The sequence below is a fragment of the Polyangium sorediatum genome (genome assembly GCF_029946465.1).
Lineage (GTDB): Bacteria > Myxococcota_A > Polyangia > Polyangiales > Polyangiaceae > Polyangium > Polyangium fumosum.
The window spans coordinates 135,802-151,222 of the sequence record NZ_JARZHI010000025.1; the positions used below are offsets into that span (position 1 = coordinate 135,802).

Here is a 15,421-nt window from a genome sequence, read left to right on the forward strand (position 1 = left end):
AACTCACTTCCGCGGGCCCGTCACGCGGATCTCCCGGAGGCGCGCGCGCAGGGCTGCGTAGCGCTCCTCCATGCCCTGGCGCGTGTCGGGCGAACGCCAGAGGTCTTTCTTTTCCTCGGGATCCTGGCCGAGATCGTAGAGCTCGTAGCCCGCGTTGTTCGAGACGATCAGCTTGAGGTCGCCGTGGATCAACGCGCGGCGCGCGTCGTTGTAGGGGCCGGCCGGCATGTCGATGACGACGTCACGCGCGGCCGGCGTCTGCCCCTCGGGCAAGAACACGTCGGACAGGAGCGAGGTGCCCGAGAGGAAGTCCGGGCCCTCGGCGCCGGGCTTCGGAGGCTCGATGCGGAAGAGATCGAGCACCGTGGGCGTGACGTCGATGGTGCTCCTGCGCGCCTCGATCCGCGCAGGCTTCGCGCCCGGGACGTGCACGACGAGCGGGACGCGCACGAGCGGCTCCCACAACTCGAAGCCGTGGCGGAACATCTTGTGCTCGCCGAACGCCTCGCCGTGATCACTCGTCACGACGATCGCCGTGCGCTTGCCCCAGGGCGCCGCGCGGATCCCGTCGAGGAGGCGGCCGATGTGTTTGTCCGTGAACGCGACCTCGCCGTCGTAGAGCGCGCGCTGGCCCGCGCCGAAGTTCGGCACGTCGTCGTGGCGCAGGTAGTCGGCGTGCGGGTCGAGGTAGTGCACCCACAAGAAGAAGCGTCCCTGCGTGTTCTCCGGCTTCGCGAGCTGCGCGAGCGCCGCGTCCGTGAGCGCGTCGCTCGACTTCATGTCGGCCACGTCCCAGGGCGCGTTCTCGGGCGGCGCGGCCGAGAGATCGACCACGTCGAAGCCGGCGTCGAGGCCGCCGAACTTGCCGAAGTAGCGGTGCGCGTGCACGCCCATCGTGCGGACGCCCGCGCGCGAGAGGCGCTCGGCGAGGAAGGTCTCGGTGTCCTCGAACTTGTTGAAGTGCCCCCAGTTGCGCTGCGTCTCGCTGCCGTACTTGCCGAGGAGCATCGGGCCGACGCTCTTGCCCGTGTACGAGGCGAGCGAGTAGGCCCGGAGAAACACCGCGCTCTCGGCGGCGAGTTTGTCGAGGTTCGGCGAGACGGGCTGCGGATACCCGGCGAACCCGAGGTCGGCGCGCAGCGTGTCCACCGTGATGAGCACGACGTTGAGGTCGGCCGGGACATCGGCGCTCTTCGGCGCGGGCGCTTGCGCCGAAGCGGCAGGCGCGAGCGCGGCGAGCACCTCGGCGCGCAGGTCCGAGCCCGAGCAATCCTCGTCGACGCCGTTGTCGGGGATCTCCACGCCGAGCGGCCCGACCGACGCGTCTCCCTCGCGGCAATCCCCGCCGCCGAAGAGCGCGCTCGCGCCGTCGTGATCCCGATCCGCGAGCTTGCGCATCACCGCGAGCGAGAGCTTGCCGAGCGGCGCATCCCGCTCGATCGCCTGCGCCACCGGCGCGCCCTCGCCCCCGAGCGAGACCGCCGTCCGCGGCGTGAAGAGGACCGGCGCGAACGCGATGAGCGCCGCGACGAGCGCCCTGCGCGGCGAAGCGAGCGCGGACGAGAGGACCGCGGCGAACGCGATGAGCGCGAGCATCCCCACCGCGCGCAGATCGAGCTCGGGGCGCTTGAGCACGCCGTAGATCCCGAAGAGCCCGCCCTCGCCGCTCGGCCCGCCGGTCGCGACGCCGAGGCCCAGGAGCAGACCCACGACCACGAGCGCGGCGAAGGCCGTCTTCGCGGGATCGACGAACGCGGGCCGGCCCTCGCTCGCCGTCGCCAGCGCTTGCCGCAGCGCCGGCGTGAGCGCGAGCGAGAGCAGCGCCGCGAGCAGGCCGACGACGAGCGTGCCCGTCGCGATGGCGAACCCCGCGAGCGGCGCCGCGACGTCGAGCGCGAGCAGCGCCCGTGCGAGCTGCGCGGAGAGCGTCATCCACAGGAATGCGGCCACGATCGCGAGCGGCACGAACGCGGCCACGTCCGCGGGCCGGCCTTTCGCGCGCGCGCGGAGCGACGCCACGGCCGACGCGGGCGTCGGCGCCGCGTCCGGGAAAAGAATCACGAGCGACGTCGCCACGACGAGCCCCACGAGGAGCGCGACGGGCGCGACGAGCCCGGCGTCCGCGACGAAGATCGCGAACGCCTTGGCGGCGTCGATGCGCTCCTCCTCGCCGCCGCGCGCATACGCCGCGTCGAGCGCGGCGGCCGCGAGCCCCGCGATGGATGCGCCCATCGCCCCGCGGGCGATCCGGCTCGCCCAAGCTCGAACGTAGAGCGCGGTCTTCATCCCTTGGTTCGCGCGCGCGGCGCGCGGGGCGGCGCGACCTCCGGGCCGGCCGTCTTCGTGGGGCTCCTCCGCGCGAGCGGGTGCGCCGCGTCGTACACCTTCGTCAGGTGATCGATCGAGACGTGCGCGTACCTCTGCGTCGTCGACAGGCTCGCGTGCCCGAGCATCTTCTGGATCGCGCGCAGATCCGCGCCGCCGTCGAGCAAGTGCGTCGCGAACGTGTGCCGGAGCGCGTGCGGGTGCAGGTCCGCGCGGCCCGCGCCGAGCGCGCCGTACCGATGCACGAGGTGCTGCACCTGCCGCACGCTGATGCGCCGGCCGAGCCTCGACACGAAGAGCGCTCGCTCGTCGAGCGCGCCCGTCTTCGGGTTCCGGAGCTCCTCCCGCCGCCCGAGCCATCGCGTGATCGCGCCGCACGCGAGCGAGCCCACCGGCACGATCCGCTCCTTGCTCCCCTTGCCGAGCACGCGCGCGCGTCCACCGTCCGCCGCGATCTCCACGTCGCCGACGTCGAGCCCCACGAGCTCCGACACGCGGAGCCCCGACGCGTACAGCACCTCCAAGATCGCCCGATCTCGTTGCCCTTCCGCCGTCGCCTCGTCGGGCGCCTCGACGACCTCCGCCGCGGCGTCCGCGTTGACGAACGTGGGCATCGGCCGCCGCACCTTGGGCAGCTCGAGCTCGGCCGCGGGGTTCTTCTCGATCTCCCCGCGCCGCTCGAGCCACCGCAAAAAGGCCCGCACTGCGGCGATCTTCCTGCCGATCGACGGCGGCGCGTGCGTCCGGGCGAGCTGCCCGAGGAACCCTCGCAGCACGAACACGTCGAGGTCCCCAGGGCCACGAACCCGCCCGCGCCGCTCCTGCACGTGGGCGATGAGCTGGGCAAGGTCTCGACGGTACGCGGCCACGGTATGGGGTGATGCTCGACGTTCCTCGCCGAGGTGGCGTACGAACCGCGCCACGGCCTCTTCGAGGCCCGCGCCCTTCGCGGCGTTCTCCGGGACCGCGCTCTTCACGGCCCTTCCCGTAGCATCGCCCCCCGCCCCCGGGCAAAGAGAGCGTCGACCGAGGGCGCCCGCGTCGATCGACCGGACCGGACCAGGGGCCTCTGCGAAAAGATGCCTTCCGTGGGAGGGACCAGGTAGATTGCTCCCCGGGGAACCTATGGAAGGCGAGACGCTCGAGGGCCGCTACCAGCTCGGGGAGGAGCTCGGACGCGGGCGTCATGGCGTCGTGTACAGGGCGAACGACCTGCAAACCGGCACCGAGGTCGCCGTCAAACGGCTCCGCACGCAGGCCCAGGACGACCCGCAGCTCCCCGCGCGCCTCTTCCGCGAAGCCCAATCCCTCGCGTCGCTCTGGGGCACGAGCGTCGTGCGCGTCCATGCCTTCGGCACCGACCCCGACGGCGCCTTGTTCCTGGTCACGGAGCTTCTCGAAGGCGAGAGCTTCGAGGCGCACCTCGCGGACCTGGAGCTCTTCGGCGATCGTTTGAGCTCCTACAACCTGCTCACGCTCCTCGACCCGATCGCGCGCGCGCTCCACACCGCGCACGCGCAAGGCATCATCCACCGCGACGTCAAACCCGCGAACCTCTTCCTCATCTCGCCCGAGCAGGGCGGCGGCGTGCGCATCCTCGACTTCGGCCTCGCCCAAGTCCTCGGCTTCGAGGCGCTCACGGCCGACGTCACCCAAGGCGGCTCGCCGAGCTACGTCGCGCCCGAGGCCTTTCGCGGCGAGCCGCTCGATCATCGCGCCGACGTCTATGCCTTCGGCGCCGTCGTCTTCCGCGCGCTCGCCGGCCGGACGCCGTTCCAGGGCGACACCCTCGCGGATCTCTCCCTCGCCGTGACGACCGCGCCGCGCCCCGAGCTCTCCCCGCTGCGGCCCGACCTCGCGCCCGAGATCGACGCGTGGGCCGCGCGCGCGCTCGCGGCCGATCCCAACCAGCGGTACGCGTACATCCCCACGTTGTGGAACGAGCTCATCCGCGTGATGATGAACGGCAAAGGCCCGAGCGCCGATCGGGTGCGACAAACCTTCCGCCTACCCGGCTAGCCCTGCATGTCGCCTACCCACGAGAGCGCGCAGTCCATCGAGATCGACGACGAGGCCGAGGCCGATCCGCCGGCCGACGTCGACCAGGCCAACGAGGAGGCCCACCAAAAAGCGCTCGAACGCGCGCGGGACCTGATTGGCCAGACGATCTCGGAGCGCTACCGGATCATCGACCTCCTGGCGATGGGCGGCATGGGCGCCGTCTACCTCGGCGAGCACGTGCTCATGCACAAGCGCATCGCCGTGAAGATCCTGCACCCCGAGAGCGACGACAACCCCGAGATCGTGGCGCGCTTCGAGCGCGAAGCCCTCGTCGGCGCGCACATCGACAACCCGAACATCGCCCACGCGACGGACTTCGGAAAACTCGACGACGGCTCGTACTTCCTGATCCTCGAGTACGTCGAGGGGAAGAACCTCGCCGAGGTGATCCGCGAGGGGCCGATGAAGCCGCGCACCGTCGTGCACGTCGCGCGGCAGATCCTGCTCGGCCTGCAAGCCGCGCACGAGCTCGGCATCGTGCACCGCGACCTGAAGCCGCGGAACGTGATGCTCGAAGCGGGCTTCGTGGCGAAGCTCATCGACTTCGGCTTCGCGAAGGTCTCCGTCGGCAAGCTCCCGCTCACGGTGCCCAAGGAGGGCCGGCCGCCGTCGCGCCTCACCGGCGTCGGCGTGATCTTCGGGACGATCAACTACCTCGCGCCCGAGGCGGCGCACGGCATGGACGCGGTCGACGAGCGCGCGGACCTCTATGCGCTCGGCGTGATGATGTACGAGATGCTGACGGGCAAACACCCGTTCGATTCGACCGATCCGGTCGAGATGTTTTCGCATCACCGCACGACGCCGCCGCCGTCGTTTTCGGTGCGCGCGCCGGACGTGAAGATTCCCGCCGAGCTCGAGCCGCTCGTGGGCAAGCTGCTCGAAAAGGACCCGTACGAGCGATTCCCGAACGCGGCCGCGGCGATCGACGCGCTCGACGCGCTTTCGATTTCGAGCGAGCCCGTCGAAGAAGCGGCCGTTCGTTCGAGGAAGATCACGCCGCCGCCGCCCTCGGTCTCGACGCGCCCCCCGGAACAACCGAGCGCCAATGTGGAGCCGGCGAAGGTGGCAGAAGCGGCGCCTGCGAGCGCGGTGCGCAAGAAGAAGAAAAAGGCGCGGGCCGACGAGCTCGCGCGGCGCGCCGCCGAAAAAAAGCCGAGCGCCATCAATTACACGCTCGCCGTCATTGCGATCGTGGCCGTGGCCGCGGCAGCGTTCTTCGCGACGCGCTGAGCGGTCTACCCCGCGAATTCAACTCGAAGCGACGTCCCGCCGCTGCACGAGCGGATCCGGGTCACCCGCAGGGGCAGCGTCCTCCCACGAAGCCCTGCCCCCTGTCGCCCGCAACACCTCCGACCCACCCCTCGCTGGTGACCCGCATCAGCGACAAGGGGGCGAGGCGACCCCTTGCGGCTGACCCGTGGCAGCCCGAACGCAGCCGCCTCCGTGTCGTAGCCACTCCCGGTCTTCCTCAAGAACCGCCGTCCTATGCCCCGAGGCAGTCTTCATCAGGCGCAGCACGTGGCCCCTGCCCCTCGCACCTGCGCCTTGTCATCCGCTCGCGGAGACCGCCCCCGTTGCATGCGGATACGCCTCGACCGGAGCCATCCGACGGGGCCCCACAGGGGTCGACTCAATCGCCCGACATCGGCCCCGGATCCGGGATCGGGTCGCGCATCGTGACGAACTCCTCCGCGGCCGTCGGGTGAATGCCGACCGTCGCGTCGAATTGCGCCTTCGTCGCGCCACATTGGATCGCAATGGCCACACCCTGGATGATCTCCGGCGCGTCCGCGCCGACCATGTGCGCGCCGATCACCTTCTGCGTCGCCCGATCCACGATAAGCTTCATCATCGTACGCTCATCCCGCCCCGAGAGCGTGTGCTTCATCGGCCGGAAGCGCGCGCGGTAGACGTCGACCTTGCCATACCGCCGCCGCGCCTCGTGCTCCGGCAGGCCCACCGTGGCCGCCGGCGGCTGCGAGAACACCGCGCTCGGCACGTCCTCGTGGTTCATCACGGTCGGGCGGTCCCGGAAGAGCGTCTCCGCCACGGCGCGCGCCTCCGCGATGGCCACCGGCGTCAGGTTGATCCGATCGGTCACGTCCCCGACCGCGAAGATGTTCTGCACGCTCGTCCGCGAGTATCCGTCGACCTTGATCGCCCGCACCTCGTCGAGGGCCACGCCGACCTCCTCCAGCCCGAGCCCGTCCGTGTTCGGCGCGCGCCCCGTCGCGAACAGGACCACGTCCGTCTCCAGGATCTCGCCGCCCGCGAGGCGCACGGACAGGCTGTCGCCGTCCTTCGCCACGCTCCGGAGGATCGTCTCGCGCAGGATCCGGATGCCGCGCTTCTGCATGCCCTCGGCCACGGACTCGCGCACGTCTTGATCGAAGCCGCGCAGCACGTTGTCGCCGCGCAGGGCGAGCGTTACCTCCGCACCCGCGGCGCGCCAGATGCCGGCGAACTCCACGCCGATGTAGCCGCCGCCCACGACGAGCGCGCGGCGCGGCACGTACGGCAGATCGAGCGCCTCGTCCGAGGAGATGCCGAGTTCCTTGCCCGGGATGTCGGGCCGCACGGGCCGGCTGCCCGTCGCGAGGAGCAGGTGCCGCGCCGTGTAGCGCTTGCCCGCGACCTCGACCGTGTGGGGATCCACGACCCGCGCATACCCCTCGATCGTCGTGACGCCCGCGTCGCGCAGCATGCGCACGTAGATGCCGTTCAGCCGATCGAGCTCGCGCTCCTTCGCCTCGACGAGCTTCGCCCAGTCGAGCTTGGCCTCGCCAAACGTCCAGCCGAAGCCACGCGCGTCTTCGAGCTCCTCGGCCACGTGCGCGCCGTAGACGAGCAGCTTCTTCGGCACGCAGCCGCGCAGGACGCAGGTGCCGCCCACGCGGCGCGCCTCGCAGATCGCCACGCGTGCGCCGTACGACGCCGATCTGCGGCTCCCCGCCACGCCGCCCGAGCCTGCGCCGATGGTGAAGAGATCGAAGTCGAACGTGGTCATCGCGGGGCCTCCTCGGCGGGAGTATGCGGGAGGATGGGCGAACGCGCGATGGGGTTTGGGGCGTAGCTCGGCTCGTCCGAGCGTAGCCCCAATGACGACAGGGTTTGGGGCGTAGCTCGGCTCGTCCGAGCGTAGCCCCAACGTCGGCAGGGGGTTTGGGGCTCCGCTCGACGCGGGCCCTTACTTGCGGCCCCTCTCGGTCGAACGCATGCAGCGCCGGAGCGCCTCGCGCAGCGTCGCGAGCGTGCTGATTTTCGTGAGATCGATCCCGATCTGCACCATCGTCTGCGCGACCGCGGGGCGAATGCCCGTGATGATGCACTTCGCGCCGAGCAGCTCGGTCGCGCGCACGAGCTTGCCGATGTGGTCGGCCGTCGCGGTATCCACGATGTCGACGCCCGTGAGGTCGATGATCGCGTACGTCGCGCCCTTTTGCGTGATCGTGTGGAGCAGCCGCTCCATCATCTCGGCGGCGCGCTGGCTGTCGACCACGCCCATGAGCGGGAGCGAAAGCACGCCGTCCCATACCTCGATGATCGGCGTCGAGAGCGCCCGGATCGCCTCTTCTTGCCGCGCGATGAGCTCGAGTTTTTCGCGCAGCTCGCGCTCGGCCGCGGCGCGCTCGTCGACCTCCTTGCGCACGCGTTCGAGCGCCACTGCGAGGTCCGCCTTCGTGGCCTGGTCCGATTCAAAGAGCGCGTCGAGCCGATCTTCGAGGCTCCTTTCCGAAGGTCGCACGACGAACTCGTCGTACGCGTCGCCCCGGGCCGCAAAAGCCGTCTGCTCGGCCCAGCACGACGGCACGCTGAAATGGCGCTGAAAAATCCCGGCGAACTTGCCCCCCACGTAGGCGGAGCCCCAATGGGCCTCGATCGCGCGTTGCGCTATGGATTCCCAGCTATTGTGGACCCGGACGTGTGCCTCGTGGGCTTTCGCGTCGACGGAGACAAGCTCCCAGCGCCCCCAGCCCGCCGCCGCCGCGACCGCCGCGAGCGCCGCAAAGCCCTCCTCGAATGTGGGCTGCGAACAAATGAGGGCCCAATCTCCGTCCGTGCTGTCACGCCCGCCGCCGTGGAGCGCGAGCCGGAATCGCTCGGTGCCGACCATCCGGTGAAAACCGGACAAAAGGCCTGCGACGGACGACTCGGTCCACATCGTCACAGCGGGAGAGCCGCCCCAGGTGCACACACCTTTCTCGGCGTCCCACTCGACGTCGATCCCCCCGATACGCACCATGTCGCCCATCGTTCGGCCCCACCTCGCAATGACGAGGGAGCGTATCGCCGGCGCCGCGATCAAGCCAGCGAAATAAAGGATGCAGCCATAGCGTAGCGCCCTGCCGCGCACCCCATGAGCGACAACAACCTGACGCCGTTTCCACGCGCAATCGTGACCGTGTGCCTGGAAAACGGCGCGCCCGCGTCGTCGCTAGAGCGAGGCGCGGGCGCTCACGCGGATTCCGCGTGGTCAGGAATTCTTCTGCGTTCGAAGATCCGACGGGCGCATGCAACGGCGCAATGCCTCGCGCAACGTGGACAGGGTGGCGATCTTCGTGAGATCGATCCCGATTTCGACCATCGTCTGCGCGACCGCGGGGCGAATGCCCGTGATGGTGCACTTCGCGCCGACGAGCTCCGCCGCGCGCACGAGTTTTCCGATGTGATCGGCCGTCTCCGCGTCGATCGCGTCGACGCCGGTCAAATCGATGATCGCGACCCGCGCGCCTTTGTGGGTGATCGCGTCGAGCAGCCGCTCCATCATCTCGGCCGCGCGCCTCGTATCGACCGCGCCGAAGAGCGGGAGCGTGAGCACGCCGTCCCATACCTCGATGATCGGCGTCGAGAGCGCCCGGATCGCCTCCTCCTGCTGCGCGATGAGGTCGAGCTTTTCGCGCAGCGCGTGCTCGGCCTGGGTGCGCTCCTCGACCTCCCGGCGCACGCGCTCGAGCGCCACCGCGAGGTCCGCCTTCGTGACCTGATCCGATTGAAAGAGCGCATCGAGCCGCGCTTCGAGGCTCCGGTCCGAGGGTCGAATGACGAATTCATCGAAGGCGTCGCCCTCCGCCGCGAACAACGTCTGCTCGGCCCAGCAGGTCGGGACCCCGAAATGGCGCTGGAAAATCCCCGAGAGCTTGCCCGCGACGAACGACGCCCCCCAGGAGACCCCGAGCGCGCGCTGCGCGACCGATTCCCAGTTGTTGTAGACCCGCACCCGCGCCTCGCGCGCGACGAGGTCGACCGAGACGAGCTGCCAGCGCCCCCAGCCCGCCGCCGCCGCGACGCGGATGAGCCTTTCGAATCCCTCCTCGAACGTCGGCGCCGAGGCAATCATGCGCCAATCCCCGTCGATGCTGTCGCGCCCCCCCTGCTGCATCGCGAGCTCGAACCGCTCGGCCCCGACCATTCTCTGCACCGTCGTGAGCAGCCCCGCCATGGTGCTCTCGATCCACGCCGTCATCACCGGCGCGCCCGCCCATAAGCAAAGCCCGTCCTCCTCACGCCACTCGATGTCGATGCCGCCCACCTCAAGCTTCGGATTCATGCGGCCGAACATAAACCGGGGACGGAAAAACCGCATCCAGAATTCGGGAAAAGCAGGCTGCTACATGGTGCTACGTTACACTACACGGTCGAGATGCTCCTGGAAGAACGCGAGGACGCGATCCTTGGCGTCGAGCGCGGAGGGCTCGTGGTAGCCGGCGTGCATCGGCAGGAGCGGGCCGATCTTCTGGAGAATTGCACCCTCGGTGCGCGTGAAAAACGAATGCCCCGCGTCCTCGTAGACCTTGATGTCCGAAGGGACGCCGAGCCTCGCGAGGTTCCGCCGCAAGCGCTCGGGCGCGTCTCGCAAAGGCTTGTCGAGGCCGCCGAAGCTCGCCACCGTCGGGCAGGCGCTCGGCAGATCCTCGGGGATCTCGCCATAAAAAGGTGCAGCGACCTTGTAATGGCCGCGCATCGCGAGCACGACCGCGAAGCCGCCGCCCATGCAAAAGCCGACCACGCCGAGCCGGTTCCCGTCGACCTCGGGGCGCGACGCGAGATACCGCCTCGCCGCGTCGAGGTCGTCGATCGGCCGGCCGCGTTGCTTGATGATCGAGCGAATCGCGCCCGCCACGCATAAGAGCTTCGGGCCGCGGTGAAAGAGGTCCGGGATGAGCACGACATACCCCGCCTCGGCGAACTCCCGTGCGACGCGCTTCATCTCCTCGTTGAGGCCGAAAACCTCATAGATGAGCAAAAGCCCAGGCCGCGGCTCCGGCCGGTCCGGCAGCGTGAGGATGCCCCGCATCGAGAAACCGTCGTCGCAAGGAAACCTGATCTCGCGCTGATCCATCGAGCCCCCCTTGTACCATGGGGGAGGCCGCTCCTCAGCCGAGGTTGCGCTTCTTGTCGGCCGGCGCGCCCTGCCCCGCGGCCGCCGGCATGCGCACCGAAGGCTTGCGCGCAGGCCTGCCCTCGGCGCGCGCAGGCGCGAGGCTGCGCAGCGTGGCCTGCACCTCGTCGCGCACGTGCGGGCCGAGGAGCCGCTCGGCCTGCGCCACGATGCGGCCCGCGAACGCGGCGAGGATCGCCTGGCCTTCGAGGTCGTCCTGCTCGGGCGCCCCCAGCTTGCGTCGGTGCTCCTCGTAATCCCGGGCGCAGGCCCCGACCGGACCCGGCGCGGAGAGGGCGCGACGCACGACCAGGCGCGCGCCCCGCTCGCCCGTGACCGCGGGCAGCTCTGCGGCGATCCGCAGCGCACCCTCGACATTGCCGGCCGCAGCGAGCATGGGCGCGAAGTACTTGCGGGCGAGCTCGACGAGGCGCGGGGCGAGCGCCTGCTCATCGAGCACGGTCACGTCCGGCGAGAGCAGCCCCGCCACACCGGCCTCGTGCAGGAAGGCGTTGAGGACCCGCGAGCGCGTCGGGACGGGGCGCAGGTAGGTCCCGGAGCCCCGCTCGGTCGGACGCACGGCGGGCATGGCCTTGACGGACCGAGGCTTCCGCGCGCGCGCGAGGTGCCGGTCGGCGAGCGCCTTCTGCGCCTCCGGGTCGCCGCCCGAGACAAGCTCGGACACACGTTTGGCGGGGCCAAAGGCTGGATCCGAAGGAGGCGTGTGACGCTTGCCGCTGGACATACGAGGGGTGGCTCGCGCAAAGGAGCCTGCTCGTCCGTCTACCACGCGGAAAGCGTTCAGGTGTGGAGAACTTGGACTGGCTCGGACGAATATTGTCCGAGGCTGGATCCAGGCTGATTTCCGCGAGGGCTCAGGCAGCGCGGAGCACGGCCTGGATGGCGTCGAAGCTCGCGGGCTTGACGAGGTGTGCGTCGAAGCCGGCCTCGAGGGCGCGGTCGCGGTCCTCGGCCTGGCCGTAGCCGGTGACGGCCACGATGAACGGGCGCAGGGTCCCGTCGTCGCGCAGGCGCTTGCAGACCTCATAACCGTCCATGCGCGGCAGGCCGATGTCGAGGAGCACGATCTCGGGGTGGCCATTCGACACGGCTTCGAGGGCCGCCTCGCCGTCGTGCGCGACGGAGACCTCGTGACCGAGCGTTTCGAGCAGCGCGGCCATCGTCTCGGCCGCGTCGATGTTGTCGTCCACGACGAGGACACGGCGGCTCTGCCCCATCGTGGGGATTTCGGGGGGTTGCGGGGCCGTCATTGGAGCTTCCTCCAGCGCGAGACGGACGACGAACTCGCTGCCTTTTCCGAGCCCGTCGCTATGGGCTTCGACCCTCCCGCCGTGCAGCTCGACGAGGCGGCGAACGAGAGAGAGTCCGATTCCGAGCCCCCCCTCCGAGCGGTCGAGGGTGCGCGTCGATTGGTAAAATGTGTCGAATACATGCGGCAAGTCCTTCGGATCGATCCCACGGCCGTTGTCCTTGATCCGGATGAGCGCTTCGTTTCGAGGTCCCCTTTCGATGCCGAGGTGAATGCGGCCTCCGTCGTCGGTGTACTTGGCCGCGTTGTTCAGCAAATTGGCCACGACCTGCGTGAGCCGCGCCGCGTCGACATTCACGTGAAGCGGCTCGGGGCAAGGCGCGAGGTCGAGATGGTGCTTGCGGGCGTCGATGAGCGGCCGCGTCGATTCGATCGCCTGGTCGATGATCTCGCCGAGCTCGTGCGTCTCTTTTCGCAAGGTGATCCGTCCGCGCGAAATACGCGAGACATCGAGCAAATCGTCGAGGAGGCGCACGAGGTGGCCGACCTGCCGCTCGATGACGTCGCGGGACCGCAAAAGCCGCGGCTCGGCGAGCTCGACCCGCTTCTGGATCTCCACGGCCGTCTTGATGGGCGCGAGCGGATTGCGGAGCTCGTGCGCCAGCATGGCCAAAAATTCGTCCTTGCGGCGATCGGCCTCGCGCAGGGCCTCCTCGGCGCGGTCTTGATCGGTGACGTCCTGGACGACGATGCCGATGCCCACGATCTCGCCCGCCCGTCGGTCGCGCACCGGATAATAGTTGCAGAGCCAGTGGCGGACCTCGCCCGGACACGCGCGCGTCTCGCCGATGAGGGGCACGTTGAGGAGCCGTTCGCCCACAAGCACGCGGCGATACGCATCCTCGAGCAGCGGCCACAGGTCGGGGATGACATCGGCGACGCGGCGCCCAACATGCTCGGCGACGGAAGCGCCGTTCATCGACGCCAGGCTCTCGTTGACACGCACGAACCGGCATTGCGCATCGACCAGCGCAATGCCGAGGGGCGCATACGCGAAGAGGTTATCGAGCAGGCCGAGCGCCTCCTCGGTCGAGCGTTGCGTCTCGCGGAGCTCCTCCTCGTTGTGCTTCCTTTGCGTGATGTCCTCGATCACTGCGGTCGACGTGGAGATCTCCCCACGAACGTCCCGCAAGAAAAAGGCGTGCACGCGCACCCAGGCGATGCTGCCGTCCTTGCGGAGGTACCGCTTTTCGGTGCGATACACCCGCCCGTCCCGCGCGGCCTCCCGATACCCGGCCACGTCCTTTTCACGATCGTCGGGGTGCGTGAGCTCGCTGAACCTCTTGCTGAGGAGCTCGGCCGCCGAATACCCGGTGATATCGCAATAACACGTGTTGACCCGGAGCAAGCGCCCGTCCTTGGCGTCCGCCTGCGCCATCCCGAGGGGGATCCAATCGTAGAGCTGCCGGAACAGCTCGTCGGTCCAGCGCGCCACGCTCTCGGCGGCGCGGCGCGGCGTGAGGTCGCGAATGACCGTCGCGCGCGCCGGGCGGCCTTTGACATGAACATTGCCGCCGCGAAGCTCGGCCACGAATCGGCTGCCGTCCTTGCGCTGGAGCACAGCCTCGTAGGAGGTCTCGGCGCCGCTCATCATCCGCTCCGCGAGCAAAGGCTGAAAATCCTCCGGCGCGAGCAGCTCTTTCCGCGTCCCGAGGACCTCCTCGCGGCCATACCCGAAGGTCTCGGTGAAGGCCTGGTTGACGTCGAGGATCACGCCCTCGCTGTGGAGGACCAGCGGATCGAACGAGGCCTGCGCGAGGGCGCGGAATCGCCCCTCGCTTTCGCGCAGGACCTCCACCTCCGCGGTCACGCGCGCCTCGAGGGCGCGCAGCCGATCGAGCCGCGAGGTGCAATCCCCGAAGCGGCGATCGGAGCGGCGCATGCGCTCGCCAATCCAGCTCATGGCGAGGCCGAACGCGAAAAAGAGGGCAACGAGCGCTCCGTCTCGCGCGGCCACCGAACGCAGGAACACGGCCAGCCCACAAAGACCCGTGGCGAGCAGGCCAGGCCCGAGGCCGCCGAGCACAGCCGGAAGCGCAACCGCGAGGGAAAGGAGGGACCATGGGGGCCACGCGCCGAGCCATCGTTCGAGCGACGCGTGCACGACCATCACCGTGGCCGTCGACAGGACGGCCACGACGAAGCCGAGCGACGTGGACCGTTGTGTTCGCTGCGTCTGCATTCGGTTCCGTGACGTCACGGAGCGTTCGTACAGACCCCTACTATGTGCCGCGCACGTCGCACGTCACGGCGAATGCATTTGCTCGAAGCTGTCCGGAAAAACCAGCCTCGGGGGCCGCGCGGGCTCAGCAGCCAGGGCCGTTCGGGCAGCTTCCTTCGCGGGGCGTGGCGCTCGCAGCGCCGACGTCGCACCAGGTGGGGAAGGTATCGGGCAAACCCTTGGCATAAGGCGATTCGCCGGCGCCGATCCAGTAGGGGTGGTCGAGGACGAACTGCCACATCGACGCGTAGCTCGTGAGCCCGTCCATGGCGTCGATGGGCGGCTCGGCGTGGCCGCAATTGTGGACGCACTCGAGAAAAAAATGCCCGCGGGAGGCGAGGTTCTGCTCGAGGTCCTTCGACGCGGTCTCGAAGTTCATGACGCCGAAGCAATTGTCGGTGGGCCCGCCCCAGAGGACGATCGCCGGCATGCGGTGCTCGGGGTTCGGGAACGGCTTGATGAGGCCGCCCGTGCCGCCGGAGAACGAAAGGATCGAGGAGAGGTATTGCCCACGGCCGCCCGCGAGCTGGCTCGTCCAGAGCGCGCCCGCGCTGACGCCGGCGCTGGCGACGCACTCCTTGTTGACGCTGAACTGCGCGGACACGCAGGCGAGCATGTCGTCGAAGAAGACGAATTCCTCCTCCATGCGCGCCGTGGTCTGCGTGGCGTCGAAGGGCCATTTGAAGGTGATGTCGTCCTTCGATTCGGGGATGACGGCGATGAAGCGCTGCTGGTCGACGGCGGTCTGGATCTGGCCCTTTTCGTAAAAATCGTCGGCGCTGCCGCCGAGCCAGTGCCAGAGGAAGATCACGGGGAGACGCTCGTCGGGCATGATCTCCGCGGGGACGACGAGGCGGAAGTCCCGATCGGCGTTGCCGCTCTTGAGGAGGTTGTGCCCGGAGACGAGCGCGGGACACGCGCCGCCCGAATACTTGGGTGGCTCGGGCGCGAGGGCCGCGCCGGGTGGAGGCGCGTCGCCGCACTTCAAAAAGACGCTCGCGCCGCCCCCGCCGCCTTGCCCTCCGCCCGCGCCGCCTGCGCCGCCCAATCCCCCGTCGCCGCCCGCGCCGCCGGTGCCGCCCGCGCCCCCGGCCGCGCCAGC

11 protein-coding genes are annotated in these 15,421 nt (G+C 69.6%); 2 read left to right on the top strand and 9 right to left on the bottom strand.

The features are described from left to right. Positions 1-3 precede the first annotated feature (3 nt). Together QHF89_RS26310 and QHF89_RS26315 are read right to left on the bottom strand one after the other, a co-directional pair. The gene (locus tag QHF89_RS26310; RefSeq protein ID WP_136970174.1) at positions 4-2,286 is read right to left on the bottom strand and encodes a sulfatase; all 2,283 of its coding nucleotides are present in this window, start codon (positions 2,284-2,286) and stop codon (positions 4-6) included. Next, positions 2,283-3,302, bottom strand: a complete 1,020-nt coding sequence (locus QHF89_RS26315; protein ID WP_136970175.1) for a tyrosine recombinase XerC — start codon at positions 3,300-3,302, stop codon at positions 2,283-2,285. Before QHF89_RS26315 ends, QHF89_RS26310 begins: the two co-directional genes overlap by 4 nt. A 148-nt stretch (positions 3,303-3,450) precedes the next feature. Here QHF89_RS26315 and QHF89_RS26320 point away from each other — a divergent pair, with 148 nt between their 5' ends. Together QHF89_RS26320 and QHF89_RS26325 are read left to right on the top strand one after the other, a co-directional pair. Further along, complete coding sequence (locus QHF89_RS26320) at positions 3,451-4,344, top strand: serine/threonine-protein kinase (protein WP_136970176.1); 894 nt, start codon at positions 3,451-3,453, stop codon at positions 4,342-4,344. Between the two features lie 6 nt (positions 4,345-4,350). Continuing rightward, on the top strand, positions 4,351-5,619 hold the full coding sequence (locus QHF89_RS26325) for a serine/threonine-protein kinase (protein WP_136970177.1): 1,269 nt from the start codon (positions 4,351-4,353) through the stop codon (positions 5,617-5,619). Positions 5,620-6,019: 400 nt separating this feature from the next. On the opposite strand, the gene gor is transcribed toward QHF89_RS26325, so the two are convergent. From gor to QHF89_RS26360, 7 genes are all read right to left on the bottom strand, one after another. Next, a complete protein-coding gene (gor, locus tag QHF89_RS26330; RefSeq protein WP_136970178.1) occupies positions 6,020-7,396 on the bottom strand; it encodes a glutathione-disulfide reductase in 1,377 nt (458 codons plus the stop codon). 180 nt (positions 7,397-7,576) lie between these two features. Next, the gene (locus tag QHF89_RS26335; protein ID WP_136970179.1) at positions 7,577-8,632 is read right to left on the bottom strand and encodes an STAS domain-containing protein; all 1,056 of its coding nucleotides are present in this window, start codon (positions 8,630-8,632) and stop codon (positions 7,577-7,579) included. Between the two features lie 231 nt (positions 8,633-8,863). Beyond that, positions 8,864-9,937 (bottom strand): STAS domain-containing protein, encoded by a 1,074-nt coding sequence (locus QHF89_RS26340; RefSeq protein ID WP_284720954.1) that lies wholly within the window; start codon positions 9,935-9,937, stop codon positions 8,864-8,866. A 75-nt stretch (positions 9,938-10,012) separates the two neighbouring features. Beyond that, positions 10,013-10,729 (bottom strand): dienelactone hydrolase family protein, encoded by a 717-nt coding sequence (locus tag QHF89_RS26345; RefSeq protein ID WP_136970180.1) that lies wholly within the window; start codon positions 10,727-10,729, stop codon positions 10,013-10,015. Between the two features lie 34 nt (positions 10,730-10,763). After that, a complete protein-coding gene (locus QHF89_RS26350) occupies positions 10,764-11,453 on the bottom strand; it encodes a hypothetical protein (RefSeq protein WP_136970181.1) in 690 nt (229 codons plus the stop codon). A 190-nt stretch (positions 11,454-11,643) separates the two neighbouring features. After that, on the bottom strand, positions 11,644-14,298 hold the full coding sequence (locus tag QHF89_RS26355; protein ID WP_136970182.1) for a hybrid sensor histidine kinase/response regulator: 2,655 nt from the start codon (positions 14,296-14,298) through the stop codon (positions 11,644-11,646). Positions 14,299-14,404: 106 nt separating this feature from the next. After that, a partial coding sequence (locus QHF89_RS26360; protein ID WP_425440846.1) for an alpha/beta hydrolase family protein occupies positions 14,405-15,421 on the bottom strand: 1,017 nt, incomplete at its 5' end.

Excerpts from the sequence above, each read along its gene's own strand:
- QHF89_RS26335 (WP_136970179.1), bottom strand. The coding sequence starts at position 8,632 with ATGGTGCGTATCGGGGGGATCGACGTCGAGTGGGACGCCGAGAAAGGT.
- QHF89_RS26340 (WP_284720954.1), bottom strand. The coding sequence starts at position 9,937 with ATGAATCCGAAGCTTGAGGTGGGCGGCATCGACATCGAGTGGCGTGAG.
- QHF89_RS26320 (WP_136970176.1), top strand. The coding sequence starts at position 3,451 with ATGGAAGGCGAGACGCTCGAGGGCCGCTACCAGCTCGGGGAGGAGCTC.
- QHF89_RS26325 (WP_136970177.1), top strand. The coding sequence starts at position 4,351 with ATGTCGCCTACCCACGAGAGCGCGCAGTCCATCGAGATCGACGACGAG.
- gor (WP_136970178.1), bottom strand. The coding sequence starts at position 7,396 with ATGACCACGTTCGACTTCGATCTCTTCACCATCGGCGCAGGCTCGGGC.
- QHF89_RS26310 (WP_136970174.1), bottom strand. The coding sequence starts at position 2,286 with ATGAAGACCGCGCTCTACGTTCGAGCTTGGGCGAGCCGGATCGCCCGC.
- QHF89_RS26345 (WP_136970180.1), bottom strand. The coding sequence starts at position 10,729 with ATGGATCAGCGCGAGATCAGGTTTCCTTGCGACGACGGTTTCTCGATG.